Below are 20788 nucleotides of genomic sequence, written 5' to 3' on the forward strand. Positions count from 1 at the left end.
TGCAGGCAGCATTGGGAAGCATAGCGTCCTAATGCTGCCTGTCTAAAGGAGACCATCAGAGATCAGGCAATACTGCCTTTCGCTTTCCCGATGAGTTTATCCAAAGAGTACATGACGGAGTTTTTTACATCCTCGGGAAGTTTCAACAAGGATTTAATTTTATCCATCAGCCGGTTATCTACAATAATATCATCATTTCCGGCTAAATAATCGATCGAAACGTTTAAAGCATGTGCCAGCTTGCCAGCCATATCCACAGAGGGGATGGCAAGTCCAAGCTCGTATTTGCCAATTACGTTAGGATGGGTTCCTGTTAATTCTGCCAGCGCCTGTTGGGTAAGCCCTTTTTCCTTTCTGAGTTGACTTAATCTATGTGCCAGTTCCATTACTAATTATTTTGAGGTGTTCTATGATTTATTTGAAGTTAAAAGCCAAGTTCTGCCTTTAACTTGGTATAGCCGGTCCGGCTGACCTGCAACCTTGCATCGTTTCTTAGAATAACGCAATACTGTTCTTTTTCATAAAGATCGACTTTATGTATATGCTGGATATTGACCAGATAAGACCGATGTATTCTGACAAACTGATGTGATGGCAATTGTTGCTCAAAATTGCTCATCGTCTGGTGTTTGAGATAGTATTTGTCTGAAGTATGTATTTTAACATAATCGTCCGCAGCTTCCAGATAGAATACATCCTGTAAAGGCAATATTTTTACCTCGCCGCCTGCCTTTACAACGATACGCTGCATCTGTTCCGGCATCTGGGGAATGATCCGGTCTCTGGATAGCTGAGATTCTCCCTGTGCATAATTGCGCACTTTGCCTAAAGCGCCAGACAATCTGTCCGCGTGAACGGGTTTCAGCAGATAATCGAGTGCATTTACTTCAAATGCCTTTAACGCATATTCGTCGTAGGCGGTAGTGAAGATGATTTTAGGTGGATTATCCAATAACTCCAGCATTTCAAAACCTGTAATTTTGGGCATCTGGATGTCTAAAAACACCAGTTCAGGCTGTAATTCCTGGATGGCTTTCAACCCTTCGAAACCATCATTGCATTCTGCGATGACTTCAATGTCTTTATGCTCTTCCAGCAGCTCAATAAGTAGCGATCTTGCCAGTGGTTCGTCGTCGATAATAATAGTGCGCATAAATAAATATTTTAATCCTTAATATATTCCATTGGTATCAGAAGCGTGGCAACAAACAGATGAACGGGTTCCTGTTCTTCTTGTTTTAAGGTCAGCTTCTCAATTCTCAAAAGATCGTTTCTGGCGAATAATAAGTAAAGCCTCCTTTTAATAGACTCCAGGCCGAATCCCGTTCCCTTCACCGTTACACCGTCCTTATCGTAAGGGTTGCTGATCTTGAACACCAGGTTGCCCTGATAGGTTTTGACATTTATGGAGATATCTACTTCTCCTGTGGTTCCGTAGAGGCCATATTTAATCGCATTCTCTACCAGCGGCTGGATTAAAAAGGGCGGAACCTTTGTCCCTTCATTGTGGACCTCTATTTCTTCCGTTATTTTTAACCGGTGCCCGAATCTGACCTTTTCGATGGCTAAATATAATTGCAAGTCATTTAGCTCTTCCTGTAACAAAACAAAGCGATCATCTTCTTTTTTTAATGTATTGCGGAGGTAATCCGACAATTGCTGAACCATCTTTCTGGCATCTTTGGGTTGCCGGTTGATGAGTGCATTGATCGAATTCAGGCTATTGAACAAAAAATGCGGTTGCAATTGTTGCCTTAATTTAAAAAGCTCAGCTTCCTTTCTTAAATCCTCTGCCTGCTGTTGCAACTTAACCGCTTCCTCGGCTTTTCTTAGCTCCGAAAGTATCAAATGGCAGATAATAGCCATGCTTAGTAAAAGCCATCCAATGATGATTCTGCCTATGATCGTTTTATCCCAGGACTCCACATAAAGCTGGTCGTGATCAAAAAACTCCAGCAGTGCGTGTTTACTAAAATACACCCAAAGCATCGTGAGGATAAAACTGGGAACTTCTATAATGCCGTATTTAATATATTTAGGTATATAGAATACCGGACTATACCGGATGAATAATACCAGGCCATACATTAAGAAATAGGTCCCCAGACTGTCCACTCCCGCAACCAGAGGCTCAATATGAAAGGTGAAGTGTAGCCATAAAAATTGCCCTCCAGCCAGCGTAAACAAAAGTATCAGTGTACTTAATTTGATATTGAGCTTATTGACATTAACGGGCATGGATCAATGTTTAATTTTTTATTTCTACGCCACCACAAAATATGCCGCCTCTGAGTATCAGCGTTTTCTTGCGGTCATCGGCTGTTGTCATTCTCCTTTTATCCTCAATGCCCCCCAGTATGGCGGTCAGATCATTTTGTACCTGCCAGTTTGCAGGAACGGTGATTTCGGCACCACCAAAGGCAACAGAAATATTTAAGACCGCTTTTTCTTCCAGATCTGCCTGGGACAGGTTGATTTTGGCACCGCCAAAGGCGCAATTAATATTACCGCCTTTAAAGGATTTTGTAAACATGGATTTTTCTGCGCTGCCAAAAACAGAATTGACATCCAGATAATCTTCACTGCTTTTATCACTATAGTCCCAGTTACTGACCATGCATTCCCTATCGAAGCGATCCCGGCCTCTGAACCGTCTACGCATACCTCTTCTAAAATGGGGATGATGGTTTCGCTTCAAAATGAAGATCAGGCCAACAACAATAACCAGTAAGGGGATTGCATAGTTGCGAACCTGATCACTTAAGAGGTTTTCTTCCCGTAAGAGAAAAAATAAGCCGATGATAATGGGAGGGAGGCCTCCAAAACCGTTTTTCAAGAATATAAAGGCACCAATCACGATCAGGATCATGGGCCAGGTAAAGAGCCAGTCGGGTAAAAAGACACCTATACTGGGAATCTGTTTTAATAACAGGACAATACCGATAATAACGATAAAGATGCCAACTAATGCTTTATTATGACTTACCCTGGACCGGAACATCGCATCGTAACGTTCTTTATCCTCATGAGATCTTTCGACTTCCGGATGTTGCCAGGTTTTATTTTCTTCGTTTTCCATTTCTGCGATTTTATAAGACAAAAATAGCAGCCTTTATTAGGTTATAAAAGCCCTTTTCGCTAAATGACGTCAATGCGTCGGTAAACCGTCTATATCAGACATAAATTATCTGAATTCGGCCTTTTTCACCATTTACCGTATGAAAAAAGGGGCTGGATGGCCCCTTTCTCTCATTGTAATCGATAAATACAGGATTATTTCTTTGTTACCCTAAGGTCAATACGTCTATTTTGTGCTTTGCCTTCCGGTGTGTCATTGGTTGCAACTGGATGCTCCTGGCCATATCCTTCAGCTGCAACACGGGCTTCTTCAATACCGTCTGCGATGAGTGCCGCCCGAGCGGAATTGGCCCGTTCAGTACTGAGTTTCAGATTACTATCTGCATTACCGGAATTGTCTGTATAGCCGCCAAGCTTAATAGTAGCATTAGGGAATGCTTTCAGTATCTGGGCTATATTGTTTAATTGTTTTTTTGACTCGTCTGTCAGGTCACTGCTGGAGGTCTTAAAATATAGACGGTCAAAAGAAATCCAGCCTTTTGTCTTGTCTACGGTGTCCACGGTGGCATTTGCGTCATTTAAGAACTGGAAGAGCTTATTTTCAGTGCTGTTTTCACCTACACCTTCGATGGTCGTGTTATTCGGTAATTTGATGCTCGTAACTTCACCAGTGTTATATATGTAGTTCCCTGTTACAGTATCCAGGGCTCCTGTACTCACATCGGGAACAGGTGCAGACAAGCTTGCTGTGGTGTCGTCCTGATGACTTCCGACGACATGGTCATGCACCTTTTCATTACCCCAGCATCCTCTAAACAACCATATAATGAGGCCCAGAATGATAATCGTTAAAATCATTGGGACAAAGAATTTGTTATCTCCCTTTGAGAGATCTTTAGGCGCCTGTTCGTGATAATGAGCGTCCGAGTGGGCGGCTGCGGTGTGAGGAGCAGGTTGTTGTACTTCATGTACGCCGGACAGTATGCTTCCAAATCCGAGGGAAGCCGGAATGGCACTTAAGAACGCAGCTTTGTTTTCGGTGAAGAAACCGGCCAGTTCCGATTGAGAGCCGTTTTCTTCAGACAGGTGTTTACCAATACTGCCAAGTGCACCTATTTGTGCGGTATCCAATAATTTGCGGATATTTTCATTTTTAATGCCGGTGAAGCCGGCAATCTTTTCCACGATACCGTGAAGCTTGCCTCCGAAAACGTCATAAAGAAAAGAGCCGGCCTGGGTCGCTTCAGGATTTTTATTGTCACCGGTAATAAAGCCGGATAGGTCGGATAAGGAATGATTTGCGAAAATGTTTTTAGCTTCACTGACAACAGTAGACAGGAACGAAGGTTCATTAGATACCTTTTGTGCGATACCCCCAAAAATAGTGGGAATGATGGCGGCTACGGCACTTTTAACTCCGTGAGCACTTTCTCCAAGTTTACCGGCAACCTGTTCAGTAAAATTTCCGCTTAATAATTCTTTGGCATAGTTCAGAATATTGCTATCCATAATGTATTAGTTTAGATGTGATGGATTATGTTGTTTGCAACAATGCATGATTCAGTTACAAATTAACAACAAAATTGATATAATCAAATACTAAGCCAAACCCTTATTCAAGATAGCTTTGCTTAAAAAGATAACCTCAAATCGTGGTAAGGATAAAGCGACTGACACTCAATTAAATACAAAGCCCGCTCTCTGAATAATCAGCGGCGGGCTTTAAAAATAATAGTTGCTGCTTTAAGGTCAGTTTACATATTGTGCTAAATTCTTACCTGTAATTATTGGCTTACCTGAAAAATCATTTTTTGTTTTTGCCGAAAAGCAACTGGTCTGCCATTTTGTAGGGCGGGTAGCCACCTGCCACTCTCTTTGATCACCCTGGCCGCTTCAGCGGCTGTACCGTAGTCTTTTTCAGGTTTACTGAGAACATGGAATTCTGAAGTACTCCCTTTTTTATCGACCAAAAAGGAGACAATGATTTCATAAGTGCCTACAGGAGCGCCGTTTTTAACAGCCACTGAAGACTGCAGATTGCGTTCCAGATATTTTCTCCAGGCATCTGTTCCACCCGGAAAACGTGGCTCCCGCATCGTTTGTGTAAATACAGGAGCATGTCCCGCGCTCTTTTTAGTGGTAATCACTACAACGGCAGTCCTTCCGGCTGCATCGAATTTTTCCAGAGAGGCCTTATTTTTTAAAACGGATATATGATTAATTTCATTAGCGGGGAGTCGATTAAGATCCAACTGAGTGGCCTTTTTTCCATCAATTATATACAGTGCATCTTCCGGAAGTTTCCCGCCCGGTACTCCTTGCCTTTTGTTTTGTGCGATGAGATCCTTTGGATTAGGCTGATAGCCTCCGATTTTTACGTCTCTGATTACTTTTGGTTCAGATGTGACATTTGTTTTTCCGAGTTGCAGGCCCACAGCCTTTCCTTTCAATTTGGCTGTTTTGAATGGATGCCCCTGCACCACGATTTCACTTTGGCTACTCTTTTGCGCTGCGGCTGCATCTTTCGTAGCTGTGAATGTATGCGGAGTCCCTGCAGCATCATTATCCTCTTTATATCCGACTATGGTAACAGCCCTCATATCGGTTTTGCCTGACTTAGCGGTATGCGCTTTGGTGATTACTTCGATCACGCCGTTCTTGCCTTTATCACCGTACTTGCCGGTAGCATACTTTTCTTTATATACATGGATACTTTCAATTTCATCGGCTTCCAAATCGTCTAATGATGTGCCGGGTGCCTGCTCTTTGCCGTCAACGATGAACAACGGTTTGTGCGCGGAGTCTTTGTCTTGGAATTTGACAATGGTAGGTTTTGTAGAATCAGTGTGCCTGAAAACTATCTCCTTTGACTTAGCGTTGGCGGTATTATCCGCCTTGCTTTCCAGCTGAACACCGGCCACCATTGCTTCCAGGTCAGCAGTTTGATCCGCTACTTGCTTTTGATGTGCCCTGAGCGCAAAGACGAAAGTAACGCTAAAGAGCAGGGGTAGAAACAAGAGCCTTCTCAGATAGCTGTATTTGGGTTTTTGACTATTGGTAATCATGTGCAGTCTTTTTTTTATGGATGAATAAGATAAAGAATGTGCAGGCTCAAACTGGAACCCGCTTAACTGGCTTGCCAGCAGCATTCTGGCAAACGCTTCTCCATCGCCATCTTCAATGGCCTTTTGATCCGCCATGAACTCATGAATCAACAGCAGTTCTTTTTGCATATAATAATAAACCGGGTTCATCCAGAAAACAGCTCTTAGAACCTGCAGCAAGATTTTATCCAACGAATGTCTTTGACGAATATGGGCCATCTCATGCCGATAAATCTGCTCCCCTATTTTATCAGTGAGAACAATGTCTTTTCTCCAGAACAGGTTGTTCAGAAAAGAGAAGGGGGCCTGTTCTATATTGGTGTTGATAAAATTAACTCTGTCAATCGTCTTTATAGGAAAGCGCTTTCTAAGTGCGTAGACTTTAAAAATACGGATCACCATCAAGGCAACTAAAGCTAATGTAACTGACAGATAGATAATTATGCAGACCTGTTCCCCGGTCAGCCAATTCATATCCGCTCTCTGGCCTACCATTACGGTGGGCAGCTCTCCCGTGCTGCTGCCAAGCATGGCCAGTAGTGCCAATATCCTTTCATTATCGCTGGTAAAATCAAACATACTAATATGCAGCAGCGGCAGTAAAGCACTAAGTATTGCCGTAGATAATAGGTAAAACCTGTTATAGGGGTGAAAGTTTTTATTTTGGAGTACCAACAGGTAATAGCCAAAAAAAATAGCTGAACAGAGCACCACCTTCAGTAAATAGACAATAAGATAATTCATCGCTAAGTTATTAAAAGGAACAGGTAAACTAATTGCCATCCGAGCCAGGCATCGTACCTATATTATTATTTCATGACTGTAAAAATGATCTCCTGTTTTTGCCGGTAGCCTACCGGTAAACCGTTTTGTCTGGCAGGCAGCCATTTGCCACTGCTTTTGATCACCCTTACTGCCTCCTCAGCAGTTCCATAGTCCTTCGCATCCTTGCTGATAGCCTTAACTTCCGAGACATTGCCCTCCTTGTCTACCAAAAAGCTGACGGTCACCTTATACGTTCCCACCGGCGCATGATGCTCAACTGGCACACCCTGCTTTGTATTCCTTTCCAGGAATTTAGCCCAGGCTTCCTTCCCTCCTGGAAATTTCGGTTCCACTTGCACTTGGGTAAACTCCTTGGAGTCGCTCTGGTCGCTCGCCTTTTTTAATTTAGCTCCGCCTTCCTTTGTCGTAATGATGACCACCCCATTTTTGGCCTTGCTGCCATAGATCGCTGTGGCACTCTTTTCTTTCAGGACATCAATTTTTTCTATTTCGTTGGGAGAGATCGCCTTCATCTGCGCATTGGTAATCGGCTTCCCGTCGAGAATATAAAGGGGTTGGCTTGCAGTCGTTGCTCCCGGGCGGCTGTTGATGCCGATAGCCTCCCCGGACAGAGAGTCCCCGTCGGATTTTGCTTTAGATGCGGAGCCGTAGCCGACCACGACAATTTCCTTCTGATTATTTTTTTGTGTCTGGGCAGGATGACCAGACGGCTCATTGTTTGCACCCTGACCTAGGAAGCCCACCACTGTGACGGGCCGAAGTCCCTTCTGTTTGGCTGCGTATGCCTTCGTAGTTATCAGCACCACTCCGTCTTTGGCCTTATCGCCGTATGCCTGGGTTGCATATCCATCCTTGAGTACCTTGATACTCTGAATGGAATTGGCATCTAGCTGATTCATATCATAATCCGCCGGTTGTTTTTTTCCGTCCAGGAACACCAGCGGTTTCTTCCCGTTGGTTGTGAACTGTACTTTATGTTTTAGAGAGTCTGGACGCACTGAATCTGCCACCTTGGAAAATTCAATCTTCCCATGCATCGGTTGGGTGGAAGAAGAAGTATTATCCGTCTGCAGGGCCAGCAGCTGCTCTATGTTTCTGGTTTCGTCAGCCACTTTTTTCTGGTGCGCCCTCAAGGCAAATACAAATGTCACCGTAAAGAGCAAAGGCAGGAATAACAGCCTTCTGAGGTAACTATACTTTGGTTTATGACTATTAGTAATCATGTGTAATCTTTTTTTAATAGATGAATAAGATAACGAATGAGCCGGCTCAAAGGCAAATCCACTGATTTGGGTTGCCAGTAGCATCCTGGCGAAAGCCTCACCATCGCCCTCCTTGACGGCTCTTTGATCCGCCATATACTCATGGATCAGCAGCAGTTCCCGCTCTACGAAATAATAAACGGGGTTTATCCAGAAAATCGCTCTGATAAGTTGCATTAGCAGCTTGTCCAGAGAATGTCTTTGCCTGATGTGCGCCATTTCATGCTTATAAATCTGCTTTCCAACCTGGTCTGAAAGCAGTATGTCTTTTCTCCAGAACAGGTTGTTCAAAAAAGAAAAAGGTGCCTGTTCGATATTCGTATTGATAAAGCTTATATTGTTTATTGTTCTGCTGGGAAATTTCCTTTTTAGCTGGAATACCCGGGCAATCCGAATGACCATTAGCAGAACTAGTATAAAAGTGATCGATAATGACACAATTAGACCGATTTGTTCCCAATCAATGGCTTTAGGCGCGTTACCTATGATGACAGTTGGAAGCTGCCCGCTGCCCATCATCTGAAAAAGCGCCAGCATTCGGGCATTGTTACTGCTAAAATCGAACATACTAATATGTAAGAGCGGTAAAAATGCACTGATCACAGCTGTGGTCAACAAATAAAACCGGTTATAGGGATGAAAGTTCTTATTTCTCAGGGCGATCAGGTAATAAGCAAAGAAAATAGCAGAACAAAGTATTACCTTCAATACATAGGCGATAAGGTGGTTCATAACTTTAATGAATTAAGCATGAATAAAAGAGGCATCTTTGAATGTGAAAAGTGGAAAGCCTTATTACTTTTTAAGTTGCTGTAAGAGCAATTCCAGATCCTGGATGCTCATTTCCTTTTCTTTCACCAAAAAGGAAACGGCCTGCTGGTAGGAACCACTGAAGTAATTGTCTACAAATTTGCTCAGCGAGCCTTTGGAGTAGGATTCTTTACTAATCAGTGGAAAATACCGATGCGCCCGGCTAAAAACCTCATAATCAACAAATTTTTTTTCAATCAGGATTTTGAGCATGGTTGCGACCGTATTGGTATGTGGTTTAGGGTCGGGCATTTGATCGATAATATCTTTTAAAAACCCTTTTTCCACTTTCCACAAAGCCTGCATCACTTGTTCTTCGGATTTTGTCAACGTCTTCATTTAGTTCAAATTTTAATGTTCATGGAGGGATCCGTCTCCAATTAAGAATTCAAATATACAACTAAGATTTTAGTTACAAAATTTATTTTTTAATTCTAAACAAAAAATTAGACATATTGTAGTGCTAAATTTAATTCCAATTCTTTCCGGTTGCACTCTACACCGGCCTTTACGGCTAACAATTGTTTGCAAACAATACCTATAAAATTAGGTAATTCATTAATTAAAATTACTAATATTGCCGCCAGAATGCTACTTTTGTAGCTCAATTGTGATTATAGACCAGGCGCCTGAGTGCGTCTTTTAGAAAAGGAGAAAATAATGGCACGTCCTGTTAGATTTAATATTCATCCTAAGCAATCCGATATAAACGATAACATAGCTATCGCAGAAATGCCTGAGGGATTGAATGGTGAAGGTTATTTTGCCACCAATCTTGAAAAGGTAGTTGCATTAGGGAGAAAGAACTCCCTGTGGCCGCTGCCTTTTGCTACATCCTGCTGTGGAATTGAGTTCATGGCTACTGCCGCGGCCACCTATGATCTGGCCCGTTTCGGGGCAGAGCGTATGGCCTTCACCCCTCGCCAATGCGACCTGCTCATGGTCATGGGTACAATCGCTAAGAAAATGGCGCCTATCGTGCGCCAGGTATATATGCAGATGGCAGAACCCCGTTGGGTAATGGCGGTGGGCGCCTGTGCTTCCTCCGGCGGGATATTCGACACCTATTCTGTATTACAGGGGATCGACCAGGTTGTCCCTGTAGATGTTTATGTGCCAGGCTGCCCACCCCGGCCTGAAGCTATTCTGGATGGCTTTATGCGCATTCAGGAACTGGCCGGTCATGAGAGCCTGCGCCGCAGAAACAGTGAGCATTATAAAAAATTGATGGGAACTTACGGTATTCAATAATCATACAGGAATACCCCAAAGAGAATCTACCAATGACAAATGAAACGATCCAGCAAAAAATTCAGGATAAGTTTGGTGATGCCGTAAAGGGCTTTGAAGAGCCGTACGGAATGCTGACCTTTGAAATTGATGCAGATAAAAATATCGAACTTTTACAATATCTATATGATGAGCCGGAACTGGCCTTCCGCTTTCTGACCGATGTGACCGTGGTTCATTATCCGGAAGATAAGGGCAGGGAACTGGCAGTCGTCTATCATATGCATAATCTGGTAGATAATGTCCGCTTCCGATTTAAATGCTTTATAGATATTAACGATCCCCAAATCAATACAGCCACCGCTTTATTTGAATCAGCCAACTGGCAGGAAAGGGAGGCGTATGATTTCTATGGGGTTATTTTTAAAGGGCACCCTAACCTGAAGCGTATTCAGAATGTTGAGGAAATGGATTATTTTCCGATGCGAAAGGAGTTTCCATTGGAAGACCAGTCCAGAACAGATAAAGACGATGAGATGTTCGGCAGAGGCGGCAGTGTGATTTAGCCTGAAATGTGCTATATAAAAGGAGCGTACCCGTGGCGAAAAATAATAATCAAAAAATCTGGGGTTTTGTAGTGGTATGGCTCGTTTTGTTTTTGATTGTGAAGTCCATAGAGAAATTACTGCTCATCACAGCCGTTGGCGCACTTATTTTTTGGGGCTCCAGGGCGCTGCGGGCGAACCGGGAGAAAGATGATGGTAGGAGAAAGAATAATTCGTTAAAGGAAAAAGATTCAGAGCGCTAAGGTAATTAGCGAACAAGGGCTTTTCCAATTATAATAAAGAGAAAGCGCGAATGTTATGGCAATGACAGAAGAACAAGTTCAGAATAATAATATCAAGCTTCCCGACGGGTCGATTGAAAAGACAACGACCACCCTAAACCTGGGACCGACCCATCCTGCCACCCATGGTGTCTTTCAGAATATTCTTGAGGTGGATGGGGAGCGTATTGTTTCCGCAGAACAGACCATCGGCTATATTCATCGTGCTTTTGAAAAAATCGCTGAAAGAAGGCCTCTGTATCAGATCACTCCGCTCACCGACAGGTTAAACTATTGCAGCAGTCCCATTAATAATATGGGCTGGCACATGACCTGCGAAAAGCTCCTGGGCATTAAGACGCCTAAGAGAGTCGATTACCTGCGTATTATTATAATGGAACTGGCCAGGATTTCAGATCACCTGATCTGTAACTCCATTATGATCGTGGACGCAGGGGGATTTACTCCCTTCCTGTATCTAATGGAATACAGAGAGCTCATTTATGAGATTTATGAAGAGATCTGCGGATCCCGGTTGACGACTAATATTGGCCGAATTGGCGGTTTCGAGCGAAATTTCAACAGCACTGCCTGGGGTAAGCTGGAGAAATTCCTGAAAGAATACCCGAAGGCCTTAAAAGAATTTGAAGCGTTGACCCAACGCAACCGTATCGTTATGGACCGATGTATCGGTTCGGGGCCGATTTCCGCAGAGCGTGCCCTCAATTACGGATTTACCGGGCCTAATCTTCGTGCTGCCGGTGTGGACTACGATGTTCGTGTACACACGCCTTATAGCAGTTACGAAGATTTTGATTTTAATATCCCTGTGGGAACCACCGGCGACTGTTATGACCGCTATCTGGTCCGTAACGGTGAGATGTGGGAATCTCTGAAAATTATTAACCAGGCTTACGAAAAAATTCAGCAATTTAAAGGAACAGAGGCAGAGATCTATCATGCAGACGCGCCGGATTTCTATCTGCCGGAGAAAGCAGATGTTTACACGAAGATGGAGGCACTGATCTATCACTTTAAGATCGTCATGGGTGAGACCGAGATTCCGAAAGGGGAAGTCTACCACAGTGTAGAGGGCGCCAATGGAGAACTGGGCTTTTATCTGATCAGCGACGGAGGCCGCACACCTTATCGTCTGCACTTCAGAAGACCCTGCTTTATCTACTATCAGGCTTATTCAGAACTGACCAAAGGCGCCATGATCAGTGATGCGATCATTGTAATGAGCAGCCTGAATCTGATCGCCGGTGAAATGGATGCATAGGTTGTTATTTGTATTGATTAGCGACAGCCCTGTATCTGGTGCATTTTTAAAATTTAAGATTGACTCAATTTAATGGAAGTAATGGAAGCAACAGAAGTCCGATTTTCAGACGAGGCATTGAATAAGGTGAAGGAAATTATCAGCCGATATCCTGAAGGGAAGCAAAAAAGCGCCCTTATTCCTGTGTTGCATTTAGCCCAGGACAATTTCGGCGGCTGGCTGGCTGTGCCGGTAATGGATTATGTGGCCGGACTATTGGATATCAAGCCCATTGAAGTATATGAAGTGGCCACTTTTTATACGATGTTCAATACAAAGCCGATTGGTAAATATGTTTTTGAAGTTTGCAAGACCGGTCCGTGTATGTTAAATGGCAGTGACGATATCATTCAATATATTGAAGAAAAACTAGGCATCAAACCAGGAGAAACCACGGCTGATGGCCTGTTTACATTAAAGCCCGCTGAGTGTCTGGGTGCCTGCGGCTACGCGCCCATGATGCAGTTGGGTAAATTTTATAAAGAACATCTGACCCGGGAGAAAGTGGACAAGATTATAGAGGAGTGCAGGGCAGGAAGTATGAAATTAAATTAGTCAGAAGGATGGAAGGCATTATACCCTATCTGACCTTTGAGGGGAACGCGGCGGATGCCCTGGCTTTTTATAAGCAGGCACTGGGAGGAGAAATTCTTTACGCGCAAACATTCAGAGAGTCGGAGTTGGCAGACGGGATGCCGGAGGCTTGGAAAGATAAGGTCATGCATGGTGCCTTTCAATCTGGAGATCTTCAGCTGATGGTCAGCGATACACCTGATTCGGCAACGAAAGTAAATGCCGGGGATCAGGTACAACTGGCGCTGAATTTTACAGATGAGCAGCAGATCAATGAGGTTTTTACGCGGCTGGCAGTAGAAGGAACGGTGACCATGGCGTTGGAAAAGACCTTCTGGGGGGCGAAATTCGGGATGGTCACTGATAAGTTCGGTGTTCGATGGATGTTGAATTACGATTACCAAAATGAAGATTCATCCAGTTCTACACCCTAGGTGACGAATGAGTAAAAGGTTTTTGAAAGTATGGCCTCTGCGATGTAGAAGGTATTTACTTACTGAAATATAAGATTAATAGATTACAGATAATGAAACTATTATTAGAGAACGCACATATTGAAGGGATTCGCTACTACGATACCTATCGTAAACACGGGGGATACAGGAGTGTGGAGAAGGCCTTAAAGATGACGCCCGACGAGATCGTAGAGGAGGTCAAAAAAAGTGGCCTTAGGGGAAGAGGCGGCGCCGGATTCCCGACGGGACTAAAATGGAGTTTTCTGGCCAAACCGGAAGGTGTACCCAGACATCTGGTCTGTAATGCGGATGAATCTGAACCGGGAACTTTCAAAGACCGGTATCTGATGGAGTTTTTGCCACATTTATTAATTGAGGGGTTGATCGTATCCAGCTTCGCGCTGGGATCCCATGCAACATATATTTATATCCGCGGAGAATATGCGTGGATTGTGGATATTCTGGAACAGGCCATTCAGGAAGCGAAGAATAACGGGTTTCTGGGTAAGAACATTCTGGGAACCGGCTTTGATCTGGAGATATATGTACACCGTGGTGCGGGTGCCTATATCTGCGGAGAAGAAACAGCCTTAATAGAAAGCCTGGAAGGGAAACGCGGTAACCCACGGATCAAGCCGCCTTTTCCGGCCGTACAGGGTGTCTGGATGCGTCCGACCGTAGTAAATAACGTAGAGACACTGGCAGCAGTCGTTCCGATCATTAATATGGGTGGCGAAGCCTATGGGAATATCGGCGTCGGTAAATCTACCGGGACTAAGCTGATCTCAGCCTGCGGTAATCTGAATAAGCCGGGTGTTTATGAAATTCCTTTTGATCTTTCAGTTGAAGATTTTATATACAGCGACGAGTGGTGCGGCGGTATCCCGAATGGCAGGCGTTTAAAAGCCTGTATTCCAGGGGGATCTTCTGTACCCATTGTTCCAACGAACTTGTTGTTAAAAACAGCCAAAGGCGAGACTCGGTATATGAACTATGAGAGTCTGTCTGATGGAGGATTCCAGACCGGAACCATGCTGGGGTCCGGTGGATTTATTGTGCTGGATGAAGATCAGTGTGTAGTTAAGCACACCATGACGCTCGCTCACTTTTACATGCATGAGAGCTGTGGTCAGTGTAGCCCCTGTAGAGAAGGCACAGGCTGGATGTGGCGCATTTTAAAAAACATCGAGTACGGCAAGGGTAAAATGGAAGATATTGATCTGCTCTGGGACGTACAACGTAGAATTGAAGGCAATACGATTTGCCCGCTTGGTGATGCAGCTGCCTGGCCGGTTGCGGCAGCGATCCGCCATTTCCGGGATGAGTTTGAATGGCATGTATTGCATCCCGAGGAAGCGCAACAGCGCAATTATGGTTTAGCGCATTATGCTGATCCGAGGGAGATTCCGGTGATTGCGTGACGGGGAAATAAAAAAGGTTTATTAATCCCGGTTTCGAAAAAAATTGCCGGGGAAAATTAAATTGTGATGGCAGAACAACCTCTATTTAAGGTAACCATAGATAATGTGACGGTAGAAGTGCCGGCAGGGACCACGATTTTACAGGCTGCGCGTCAGGCTGGCCCTGAAGTAGCACCTCCGGCCATGTGTTATTATTCTAAACTGGAAGGCAGTGGCGGTAAATGCCGTACCTGTCTGGTGGAAGTCAGCAAAGGTTCAGACAAGGATCCCAGGCCCATGCCTAAACTGGTTGCCAGTTGCCGTACTACGGTGATGGATGGTATGGAAGTTAAAAACCTGACTTCCGAACGTGTGGTGGATGCCCGTAAAGGTGTGGTTGAATTTTTATTGATCAATCATCCGCTAGATTGCCCTATCTGCGACCAGGCAGGAGAATGCCATCTGCAGGATCTTTCCTATAATCATGGTGGCGCGGGTACACGTTATGAATTCCAGCGCCGTACATTCGAAAAACATACACTGGGCGATAAGATACAGCTACACATGACGCGCTGTATTCTCTGTTACCGTTGTGTTATGGTAGCCGACCAATTAACCGGTAAGCGTGAGCACGGTGTCCTGGAGCGCGGTGAAAGAGCGGAAATTTCTGATTATTTAGAAAAGAGCCTGGATAAGGAGTTTATCGGAAATGTCATTGATGTATGTCCGGTGGGAGCCCTAACGGATAAAACCTTCAGATTTAAAAATAGAGTCTGGTTCTTAAAGCCACTGAATGCACATAGGGATTGTCCTACCTGCAGCGGTAAAGTAACCCTTTGGAACAGGGGGGACGAAGTATACAGAGTCACTGCCCGCAAGGATCAGTGGGGAGAAGTTGAGGACTGGATCTGTAATGAATGCCGGTTTGACAAAAAGAAAACCAGTGACTGGATCATTGAAGGCCCAAGGGTTATCAACCGTCATTCTGTGATTAGCCAGAATAAATACATCGGCATGGTTAACCCCAAGGAAACCATTGATGAAGTAATTGGTAAGGAACCCAGATTGTTTCTGGATATTCACGATGTAAGCGAAGTGAATAAACCTAACCGGGACCTGAGTTTAATCGAAGGCCCTGCACATTCAACTGATTTTAAGCAAAACGAGGAAAATAAATAGTAAATCCGATAAGGCATGACATTATTAGCATTTGACTGGACGCTCATCATCGAGAAGTTGATACTTATCGCAGTCGTCATTTTTGGTTCACTGGGAATAGCCCTGTATTCCACGTGGGCTGAAAGAAAGGTGGCCGGCTTTATGCAAGACCGTATCGGTCCGAACCGCGCAGGTCCCTTTGGACTTTTGCAGCCCTTTGCCGATGGCGCGAAACTGATTTTTAAAGAAGAAATTATTCCCAATTCTGCCAATAAATGGCTGTTTATCCTAGGGCCTGGCATGGCGATGACTGCGGCATTAATTACCAGCGCCGTGATCCCATGGTCCAGTCATCTGGAAATTGGTGGCAGAAATATTCCTTTACAGGTCGCTGATGTGAATATCGGCATTCTGTATATTTTTGGCGCCGTCAGTATCGGTGTTTATGGCATTATGATTGGAGGCTGGGCCTCTAATAATAAATTCTCTCTGCTTGCTGCATTAAGAGGCGCCTCCCAGGCGATCAGCTATGAGTTGGCGATGGGGATCGCCCTGATTTCCCTGCTTATGCTGACTGGTTCGCTAAGCCTGAAAGATATTGTAGAACAACAGATGGCCCCGGGTCATTTGTGGAATATTGCGTATCAGCCACTCGGTTTTTTAATTTTTATTGTGTGCATTTTTGCAGAGTGTAATCGTACCCCCTTTGATCTATCCGAAGCAGAGAATGAATTAAACATGGGATACCATCAGGAATATTCTTCTATGAAACTCGGGTTTTATCTTTTTGCGGAGTATGTCAACATGTTTGTGGCGAGTGCAGTGATGGCAACGCTTTATTTTGGCGGCTACGATGTGCCTTTCCTCAACGAGAGTCTTTTATCTCCCAATTTGGCAGCGCTGGTGGGTATCGTTGCGCTGATGATAAAAATCGTGATCTTTATATTTATCTTTATGTGGGTGCGTTGGACCATTCCGAGATTTCGCTATGACCAGCTGATGGAGCTGGGGTGGAAAAAACTCTTACCGCTGGCACTGGCTAATATGATTTTAACGGCTATAGTGATATTGTGGCTGAATCATTAATAGGTGGAAGATAAATACAGGTATTTTGCTGAGGCAGGAATATAGAGATAAAGAGATGTGCCTGAGTATGAATTTAGAAAATTTAAGTCTGCGTTTCGTTCACAAATGAACAACCGGACCAAACAGAAATAGAATAGCAATTATGCAGTCTTTAACCAATAGAAAGGCAGATGTTAACCGGAGTCCGATGACTTTTGCGGAGAAGATCTATATTCCGGAAATCGCCCGGGGTATGGCCATTACGCTGAAGCATTTTTTTAAGAAAAAAGCAACGGTGTCCTTTCCCGAACAAAAAAGGCCATTCAGTCCTGTATTCAGAGGTTTACATGTGCTGAATAGAGACGAAGAAGGCAGAGAACGTTGCACGGCATGCGGGCTTTGTGCGGTTGCCTGTCCGGCGGAAGCCATTACGATGGAAGCAGCTGAAAGACTTCCAGGTGAAGAGTCGCTTTATAGAGAAGAGAAATATGCGGCGAAGTATGAGATCAATATGCTGCGTTGTATTTTTTGTGGCTTATGTGAGGAAGCTTGTCCCAAGGATGCCATTTATCTTTCTGAGACTTTTACACCCTCTGATTTTGCCCGTAAGAAATTTATCTACGGTAAGCCGGATTTGCTTATTCCAAACCCGAATACAGAACCCGAAGCTTACCAGGCTGCACTGGGTAGAAATGTGGAAACAACGGCAGAGGCATTTGAAAAATTGAAAAAGTAAGGATAATGAAATATCGGGTCAGTCAACAAGTCGTTAACTTGTCCCGGGAACTGAACAATCATTTGAAACTATTAAGATGGGAATAACCGCTATCGTTTTTTGGATATTATGTGCGCTGACACTCTTTAGTGCCATTATGGTGCTGGTGAGCAAGAACCCGGTGCATAGTGTTTTGTGGCTGATCGCTACCTTTTTTGCGATTTCCGGTCACTATATTATGCTCAACGCCCAGTTTCTGGCGATTGTCAATATTATTGTTTACGCGGGGGCGATCATGGTACTCTTCCTGTTTGTGATCATGCTCATGAATCTAAATACCCGGACTGAACTTAAAAAGAATCTCTGGATGAAACTGGCCGGCGTGATCTCAGGGGGTATGTTGCTTTGGATCCTGATCTCTGTTGTCCGGACCTTTGCCGAACAGACTAAAGGACATCCTAAGATCGCGACTGTCAATACGGGGGATATCGGATTGATTAAAAACCTGGGTCATGTTTTGTTTACCCAATATGCACTGCCTTTTGAACTCTGCAGCGTTTTATTTTTGAGTGCAATGGTAGGCGCTGTCGTCATTGGTAAGAAAAACTAGTATTTCTGTCTGTTATCTCATCATAACAAACAGTTCAACATATTAATAAAAGAGTTACAATTATAGTTTATGCCTATTCAATATTATATCGCACTGGCGGTCACTTTATTTAGTATCGGGGTTGTGGGGGTACTGATCCGCCGTAATGCTATTATTGTTTTTATGTGCATTGAGTTGATGCTGAATGCTGCCAATCTGTTGTTGGTTGCTTTTTCTAAAACACATGCCGCTACTGCCGGCGCGCCGCTGGCAGGTATTGACGGGCAGCTATTTGTATTTTTTGTAATGGTCGTTGCTGCGGCAGAGGTTAGCGTGGGGCTTGCGATTATCGTCATGCTCTACAGAAATACCCACTCTGTGGACGTAGACTTTTTGAACAGATTGAAGAACTAATATTAGAAACGCAGTTAACAAGGAGCGTTATTAAGCATATTACTATTTAGAACTGATTAATAATCATTATGAATTTAGCATATTTAGTACCATTATTTCCCTTGGTTGGTTTTTTGATCAACGGGCTTTTCCGTAAACAGCTCAGTAAACAAGCTGTCACCCTGGTTGGTTGCGGGGTACTTCTGGCTTCATTTATTGTTAGCCTTGTATTGTTTTTTGATGTCAAAGCTGGCGGAGCCGCTACCAGAACTTATTTTGATTTTATTCATGTGGCAGACTTTAAGATCCCCTTTGCTTTTCAGGTGGATCAGCTGACCTCTTTATTTTTACTGATTATTACAGGCGTGGGTTTTTTGATTCACCTGTATTCCAGTGCCTATATGCACGAGGAGACAGCCCCGCATTTTGCCCGTTATTTCGCTTATCTTAATTTATTTGTATTTTCCATGTTGCTGCTGGTCATGGGAGCAAACTTCCTGATTATGTTTATTGGTTGGGAAGGTGTAGGGTTATGTTCTTATTTACTGATCGGCTATTGGTTTAAAAATAATCAATTTAACTACGCCGCCAGAAAAGCATTTGTGATGAACAGAATAGGTGACCTCGGCTTTTTGGTCGCCCTGTTCTGGATACTGGCCAAGGCAGGCACATTAACTTATAGTGAACTGTTCACCCCGGCCATGCTGGCGAAATTCACTACTACTGATATTACTGCAATAACTTTGTTATTATTTGTAGGGGCTACCGGTAAAAGCGCACAGATCCCATTATATACCTGGTTGCCGGATGCGATGGCAGGACCGACGCCTGTTTCCGCCCTGATTCATGCTGCTACAATGGTAACCGCAGGTATTTACATGATTGCCAGAAGCCATCTTCTGTATTCACTGGCCCCATTTACCAATCAGATCATTGCCATTATCGGCGTAGCAACTGCCGTATTCGCGGCTTCTATCGCCCTAAAACAAAACGATATCAAAAAAGTACTGGCTTATTCTACGGTGAGCCAGTTAGGGTATATGTTCCTGGGCCTCGGTGTGGGCGCGTATGGCGGCGCGGTCTTTCATGTAATGACCCATGCCTTCTTTAAAGCTTTATTATTTCTGGGTGCCGGTTCGGTAATCCATGCAATGGGAGGCCAACAGGATAGCCGCTACATGGGAGGTTTGAAGAAGTTCATGCCCGTTACCCATATTACATTCTTATTGGCATGTCTGGCCATCGCTGGCGTTCCACCATTCTCCGGATTCTTTTCCAAAGATGAGATTCTGGCCGCTGCTTATGCCAGCAGTCCGATACTCTATTATTTTGGTGTGTTAGGTGCTCTGTTTACTGCTTTTTATATGTTCAGGATCTATGCGATGACCTTCCTGGGCAAGTTCAGAGGAACGGAAGAACAAGAGCACCATCTACATGAGAGCCCCAAAGCGATGACCATTCCACTTTCTATTCTGGCTGTATTGGCCGTAATTGCCGGTTTTGTTGGCATTCCGGCGCTGTTTGCACCCAATGCGCATATCCTGGAACAGTTTTTATCACCCGTGTTTAGTGATTTGCCGGAACATGCCGAGCACCTGTCACACGGTACGGAGTGGATGTTGATGGGTGTAACCACGGTCTTGGTCATTGTGAGTATTATCTGGGCCTGGAAGAAATTCAGCAACTATGAGTTGGATGCGAGTGAAGAGAAAGGGCTTAGTAGCGTATTAGCTAACAAATGGTACGTAGATGAGATTTATGATGCTGTAATCGCAAAACCACTTCTGAAATTCAGCGGATTCCTGAAAAATATTATTGATAAACGCGTTATTGACGGTATTGTTAATGGTACAGGAAGATTTGTCCAGTATACTTCCCGGCAGATCCGTCTGGTGCAGAGTGGCCAGGTCGGCGGTTATATACTGATGATGGTATTGTCGCTAGTGGTGTTATTTGTAGCGTTTTGGAACCAGGCATATATCCTGAAATTTATTCATTGGGTGTTTAAGTAATAAGTCCGTTA

21 protein-coding genes are annotated in these 20788 nt (G+C 44.1%); 13 read left to right on the forward strand and 8 right to left on the reverse strand.

All coding sequences use genetic code 11. The features are described 5' to 3' along the window. Positions 1-62: 62 nt before the first annotated feature. From K9M52_RS10025 to K9M52_RS10060, 8 genes are all read right to left on the reverse strand, one after another. On the reverse strand, positions 63-386 hold the full coding sequence (locus K9M52_RS10025) for a helix-turn-helix domain-containing protein (protein WP_224068289.1): 324 nt from the start codon (positions 384-386) through the stop codon (positions 63-65). Between the two features lie 38 nt (positions 387-424). Then, a complete protein-coding gene (locus tag K9M52_RS10030; RefSeq protein ID WP_224068290.1) occupies positions 425-1153 on the reverse strand; it encodes a LytR/AlgR family response regulator transcription factor in 729 nt (242 codons plus the stop codon). Between the two features lie 11 nt (positions 1154-1164). Continuing rightward, the gene (locus K9M52_RS10035; protein ID WP_224068291.1) at positions 1165-2238 is read right to left on the reverse strand and encodes a sensor histidine kinase; all 1074 of its coding nucleotides are present in this window, start codon (positions 2236-2238) and stop codon (positions 1165-1167) included. 10 nt (positions 2239-2248) lie between these two features. Then, positions 2249-3079: a LiaF transmembrane domain-containing protein gene (locus K9M52_RS10040; RefSeq protein WP_224068292.1), complete on the reverse strand. Its 831-nt coding sequence runs from the start codon at positions 3077-3079 to the stop codon at positions 2249-2251. A 194-nt stretch (positions 3080-3273) separates the two neighbouring features. Continuing rightward, positions 3274-4587, reverse strand: coding sequence for an OmpA family protein (locus K9M52_RS10045; protein ID WP_224068293.1), 1314 nt, complete (start codon positions 4585-4587; stop codon positions 3274-3276). 275 nt (positions 4588-4862) lie between these two features. After that, positions 4863-6926, reverse strand: a complete 2064-nt coding sequence (locus K9M52_RS10050; RefSeq protein WP_224068294.1) for a M56 family metallopeptidase — start codon at positions 6924-6926, stop codon at positions 4863-4865. 65 nt (positions 6927-6991) lie between these two features. Continuing rightward, positions 6992-8962, reverse strand: coding sequence for a M56 family metallopeptidase (locus K9M52_RS10055; RefSeq protein ID WP_224068295.1), 1971 nt, complete (start codon positions 8960-8962; stop codon positions 6992-6994). A 63-nt stretch (positions 8963-9025) separates the two neighbouring features. Beyond that, complete coding sequence (locus K9M52_RS10060; protein WP_224068296.1) at positions 9026-9379, reverse strand: BlaI/MecI/CopY family transcriptional regulator; 354 nt, start codon at positions 9377-9379, stop codon at positions 9026-9028. Positions 9380-9700: 321 nt separating this feature from the next. On the opposite strand from K9M52_RS10060, the gene K9M52_RS10065 reads away from it, so the two are divergent. From K9M52_RS10065 to nuoL, 13 genes are all read left to right on the forward strand, one after another. Then, complete coding sequence (locus K9M52_RS10065) at positions 9701-10291, forward strand: NADH-quinone oxidoreductase subunit B (RefSeq protein ID WP_224068297.1); 591 nt, start codon at positions 9701-9703, stop codon at positions 10289-10291. Between the two features lie 32 nt (positions 10292-10323). Then, complete coding sequence (locus K9M52_RS10070) at positions 10324-10836, forward strand: NADH-quinone oxidoreductase subunit C (protein WP_224068298.1); 513 nt, start codon at positions 10324-10326, stop codon at positions 10834-10836. A gap of 32 nt (positions 10837-10868) precedes the next feature. Beyond that, complete coding sequence (locus K9M52_RS10075) at positions 10869-11078, forward strand: hypothetical protein (RefSeq protein ID WP_224068299.1); 210 nt, start codon at positions 10869-10871, stop codon at positions 11076-11078. A 55-nt stretch (positions 11079-11133) separates the two neighbouring features. Next, on the forward strand, positions 11134-12378 hold the full coding sequence (locus tag K9M52_RS10080; RefSeq protein ID WP_224068300.1) for an NADH-quinone oxidoreductase subunit D: 1245 nt from the start codon (positions 11134-11136) through the stop codon (positions 12376-12378). A gap of 81 nt (positions 12379-12459) precedes the next feature. Next, a complete protein-coding gene (locus tag K9M52_RS10085) occupies positions 12460-12972 on the forward strand; it encodes an NADH-quinone oxidoreductase subunit NuoE family protein (protein ID WP_224068301.1) in 513 nt (170 codons plus the stop codon). Between the two features lie 8 nt (positions 12973-12980). Beyond that, a complete protein-coding gene (locus K9M52_RS10090) occupies positions 12981-13424 on the forward strand; it encodes a VOC family protein (protein ID WP_224068302.1) in 444 nt (147 codons plus the stop codon). 92 nt (positions 13425-13516) lie between these two features. Further along, positions 13517-14866, forward strand: a complete 1350-nt coding sequence (gene nuoF / locus K9M52_RS10095; RefSeq protein ID WP_224068303.1) for an NADH-quinone oxidoreductase subunit NuoF — start codon at positions 13517-13519, stop codon at positions 14864-14866. A gap of 66 nt (positions 14867-14932) precedes the next feature. Beyond that, the gene (locus tag K9M52_RS10100; RefSeq protein WP_224068304.1) at positions 14933-16024 is read left to right on the forward strand and encodes a 2Fe-2S iron-sulfur cluster-binding protein; all 1092 of its coding nucleotides are present in this window, start codon (positions 14933-14935) and stop codon (positions 16022-16024) included. A 15-nt stretch (positions 16025-16039) separates the two neighbouring features. Beyond that, positions 16040-17089 (forward strand): NADH-quinone oxidoreductase subunit NuoH, encoded by a 1050-nt coding sequence (gene nuoH, locus K9M52_RS10105; protein WP_224068305.1) that lies wholly within the window; start codon positions 16040-16042, stop codon positions 17087-17089. A gap of 142 nt (positions 17090-17231) precedes the next feature. After that, positions 17232-17804 (forward strand): NADH-quinone oxidoreductase subunit NuoI, encoded by a 573-nt coding sequence (nuoI, locus tag K9M52_RS10110; protein ID WP_224068306.1) that lies wholly within the window; start codon positions 17232-17234, stop codon positions 17802-17804. 76 nt (positions 17805-17880) lie between these two features. Beyond that, positions 17881-18393 (forward strand): NADH-quinone oxidoreductase subunit J family protein, encoded by a 513-nt coding sequence (locus tag K9M52_RS10115; RefSeq protein ID WP_224068307.1) that lies wholly within the window; start codon positions 17881-17883, stop codon positions 18391-18393. Between the two features lie 69 nt (positions 18394-18462). Next, entirely contained in the window at positions 18463-18786 is a 324-nt protein-coding gene (nuoK, locus tag K9M52_RS10120) for an NADH-quinone oxidoreductase subunit NuoK (protein WP_224068308.1), read from the forward strand. Positions 18787-18854: 68 nt separating this feature from the next. Next, a complete protein-coding gene (gene nuoL / locus K9M52_RS10125) occupies positions 18855-20777 on the forward strand; it encodes an NADH-quinone oxidoreductase subunit L (RefSeq protein ID WP_224068309.1) in 1923 nt (640 codons plus the stop codon). Positions 20778-20788: the final 11 nt, after the last annotated feature.

Origin of the sequence: Arachidicoccus terrestris, assembly GCF_020042345.1 — a bacterium.
GTDB lineage: Bacteria > Bacteroidota > Bacteroidia > Chitinophagales > Chitinophagaceae > Arachidicoccus > Arachidicoccus terrestris.

Coding starts and splice junctions, on each gene's coding strand:
- K9M52_RS10070 (WP_224068298.1), top strand. CDS start 10,324: ATGACAAATGAAACGATCCAGCAAAAAATTCAGGATAAGTTTGGTGAT.
- K9M52_RS10045 (WP_224068293.1), bottom strand. CDS start 4,587: ATGGATAGCAATATTCTGAACTATGCCAAAGAATTATTAAGCGGAAAT.
- K9M52_RS10025 (WP_224068289.1), bottom strand. CDS start 386: ATGGAACTGGCACATAGATTAAGTCAACTCAGAAAGGAAAAAGGGCTT.
- K9M52_RS10060 (WP_224068296.1), bottom strand. CDS start 9,379: ATGAAGACGTTGACAAAATCCGAAGAACAAGTGATGCAGGCTTTGTGG.
- K9M52_RS10080 (WP_224068300.1), top strand. CDS start 11,134: ATGGCAATGACAGAAGAACAAGTTCAGAATAATAATATCAAGCTTCCC.
- K9M52_RS10085 (WP_224068301.1), top strand. CDS start 12,460: ATGGAAGCAACAGAAGTCCGATTTTCAGACGAGGCATTGAATAAGGTG.
- nuoK (WP_224068308.1), top strand. CDS start 18,463: ATGCCTATTCAATATTATATCGCACTGGCGGTCACTTTATTTAGTATC.
- K9M52_RS10115 (WP_224068307.1), top strand. CDS start 17,881: ATGGGAATAACCGCTATCGTTTTTTGGATATTATGTGCGCTGACACTC.
- nuoI (WP_224068306.1), top strand. CDS start 17,232: ATGCAGTCTTTAACCAATAGAAAGGCAGATGTTAACCGGAGTCCGATG.
- K9M52_RS10050 (WP_224068294.1), bottom strand. CDS start 6,926: ATGAATTATCTTATTGTCTATTTACTGAAGGTGGTGCTCTGTTCAGCT.
- nuoF (WP_224068303.1), top strand. CDS start 13,517: ATGAAACTATTATTAGAGAACGCACATATTGAAGGGATTCGCTACTAC.
- K9M52_RS10100 (WP_224068304.1), top strand. CDS start 14,933: ATGGCAGAACAACCTCTATTTAAGGTAACCATAGATAATGTGACGGTA.
- nuoH (WP_224068305.1), top strand. CDS start 16,040: ATGACATTATTAGCATTTGACTGGACGCTCATCATCGAGAAGTTGATA.
- nuoL (WP_224068309.1), top strand. CDS start 18,855: ATGAATTTAGCATATTTAGTACCATTATTTCCCTTGGTTGGTTTTTTG.
- K9M52_RS10035 (WP_224068291.1), bottom strand. CDS start 2,238: ATGCCCGTTAATGTCAATAAGCTCAATATCAAATTAAGTACACTGATA.
- K9M52_RS10065 (WP_224068297.1), top strand. CDS start 9,701: ATGGCACGTCCTGTTAGATTTAATATTCATCCTAAGCAATCCGATATA.
- K9M52_RS10055 (WP_224068295.1), bottom strand. CDS start 8,962: ATGAACCACCTTATCGCCTATGTATTGAAGGTAATACTTTGTTCTGCT.
- K9M52_RS10030 (WP_224068290.1), bottom strand. CDS start 1,153: ATGCGCACTATTATTATCGACGACGAACCACTGGCAAGATCGCTACTT.
- K9M52_RS10090 (WP_224068302.1), top strand. CDS start 12,981: ATGGAAGGCATTATACCCTATCTGACCTTTGAGGGGAACGCGGCGGAT.
- K9M52_RS10040 (WP_224068292.1), bottom strand. CDS start 3,079: ATGGAAAACGAAGAAAATAAAACCTGGCAACATCCGGAAGTCGAAAGA.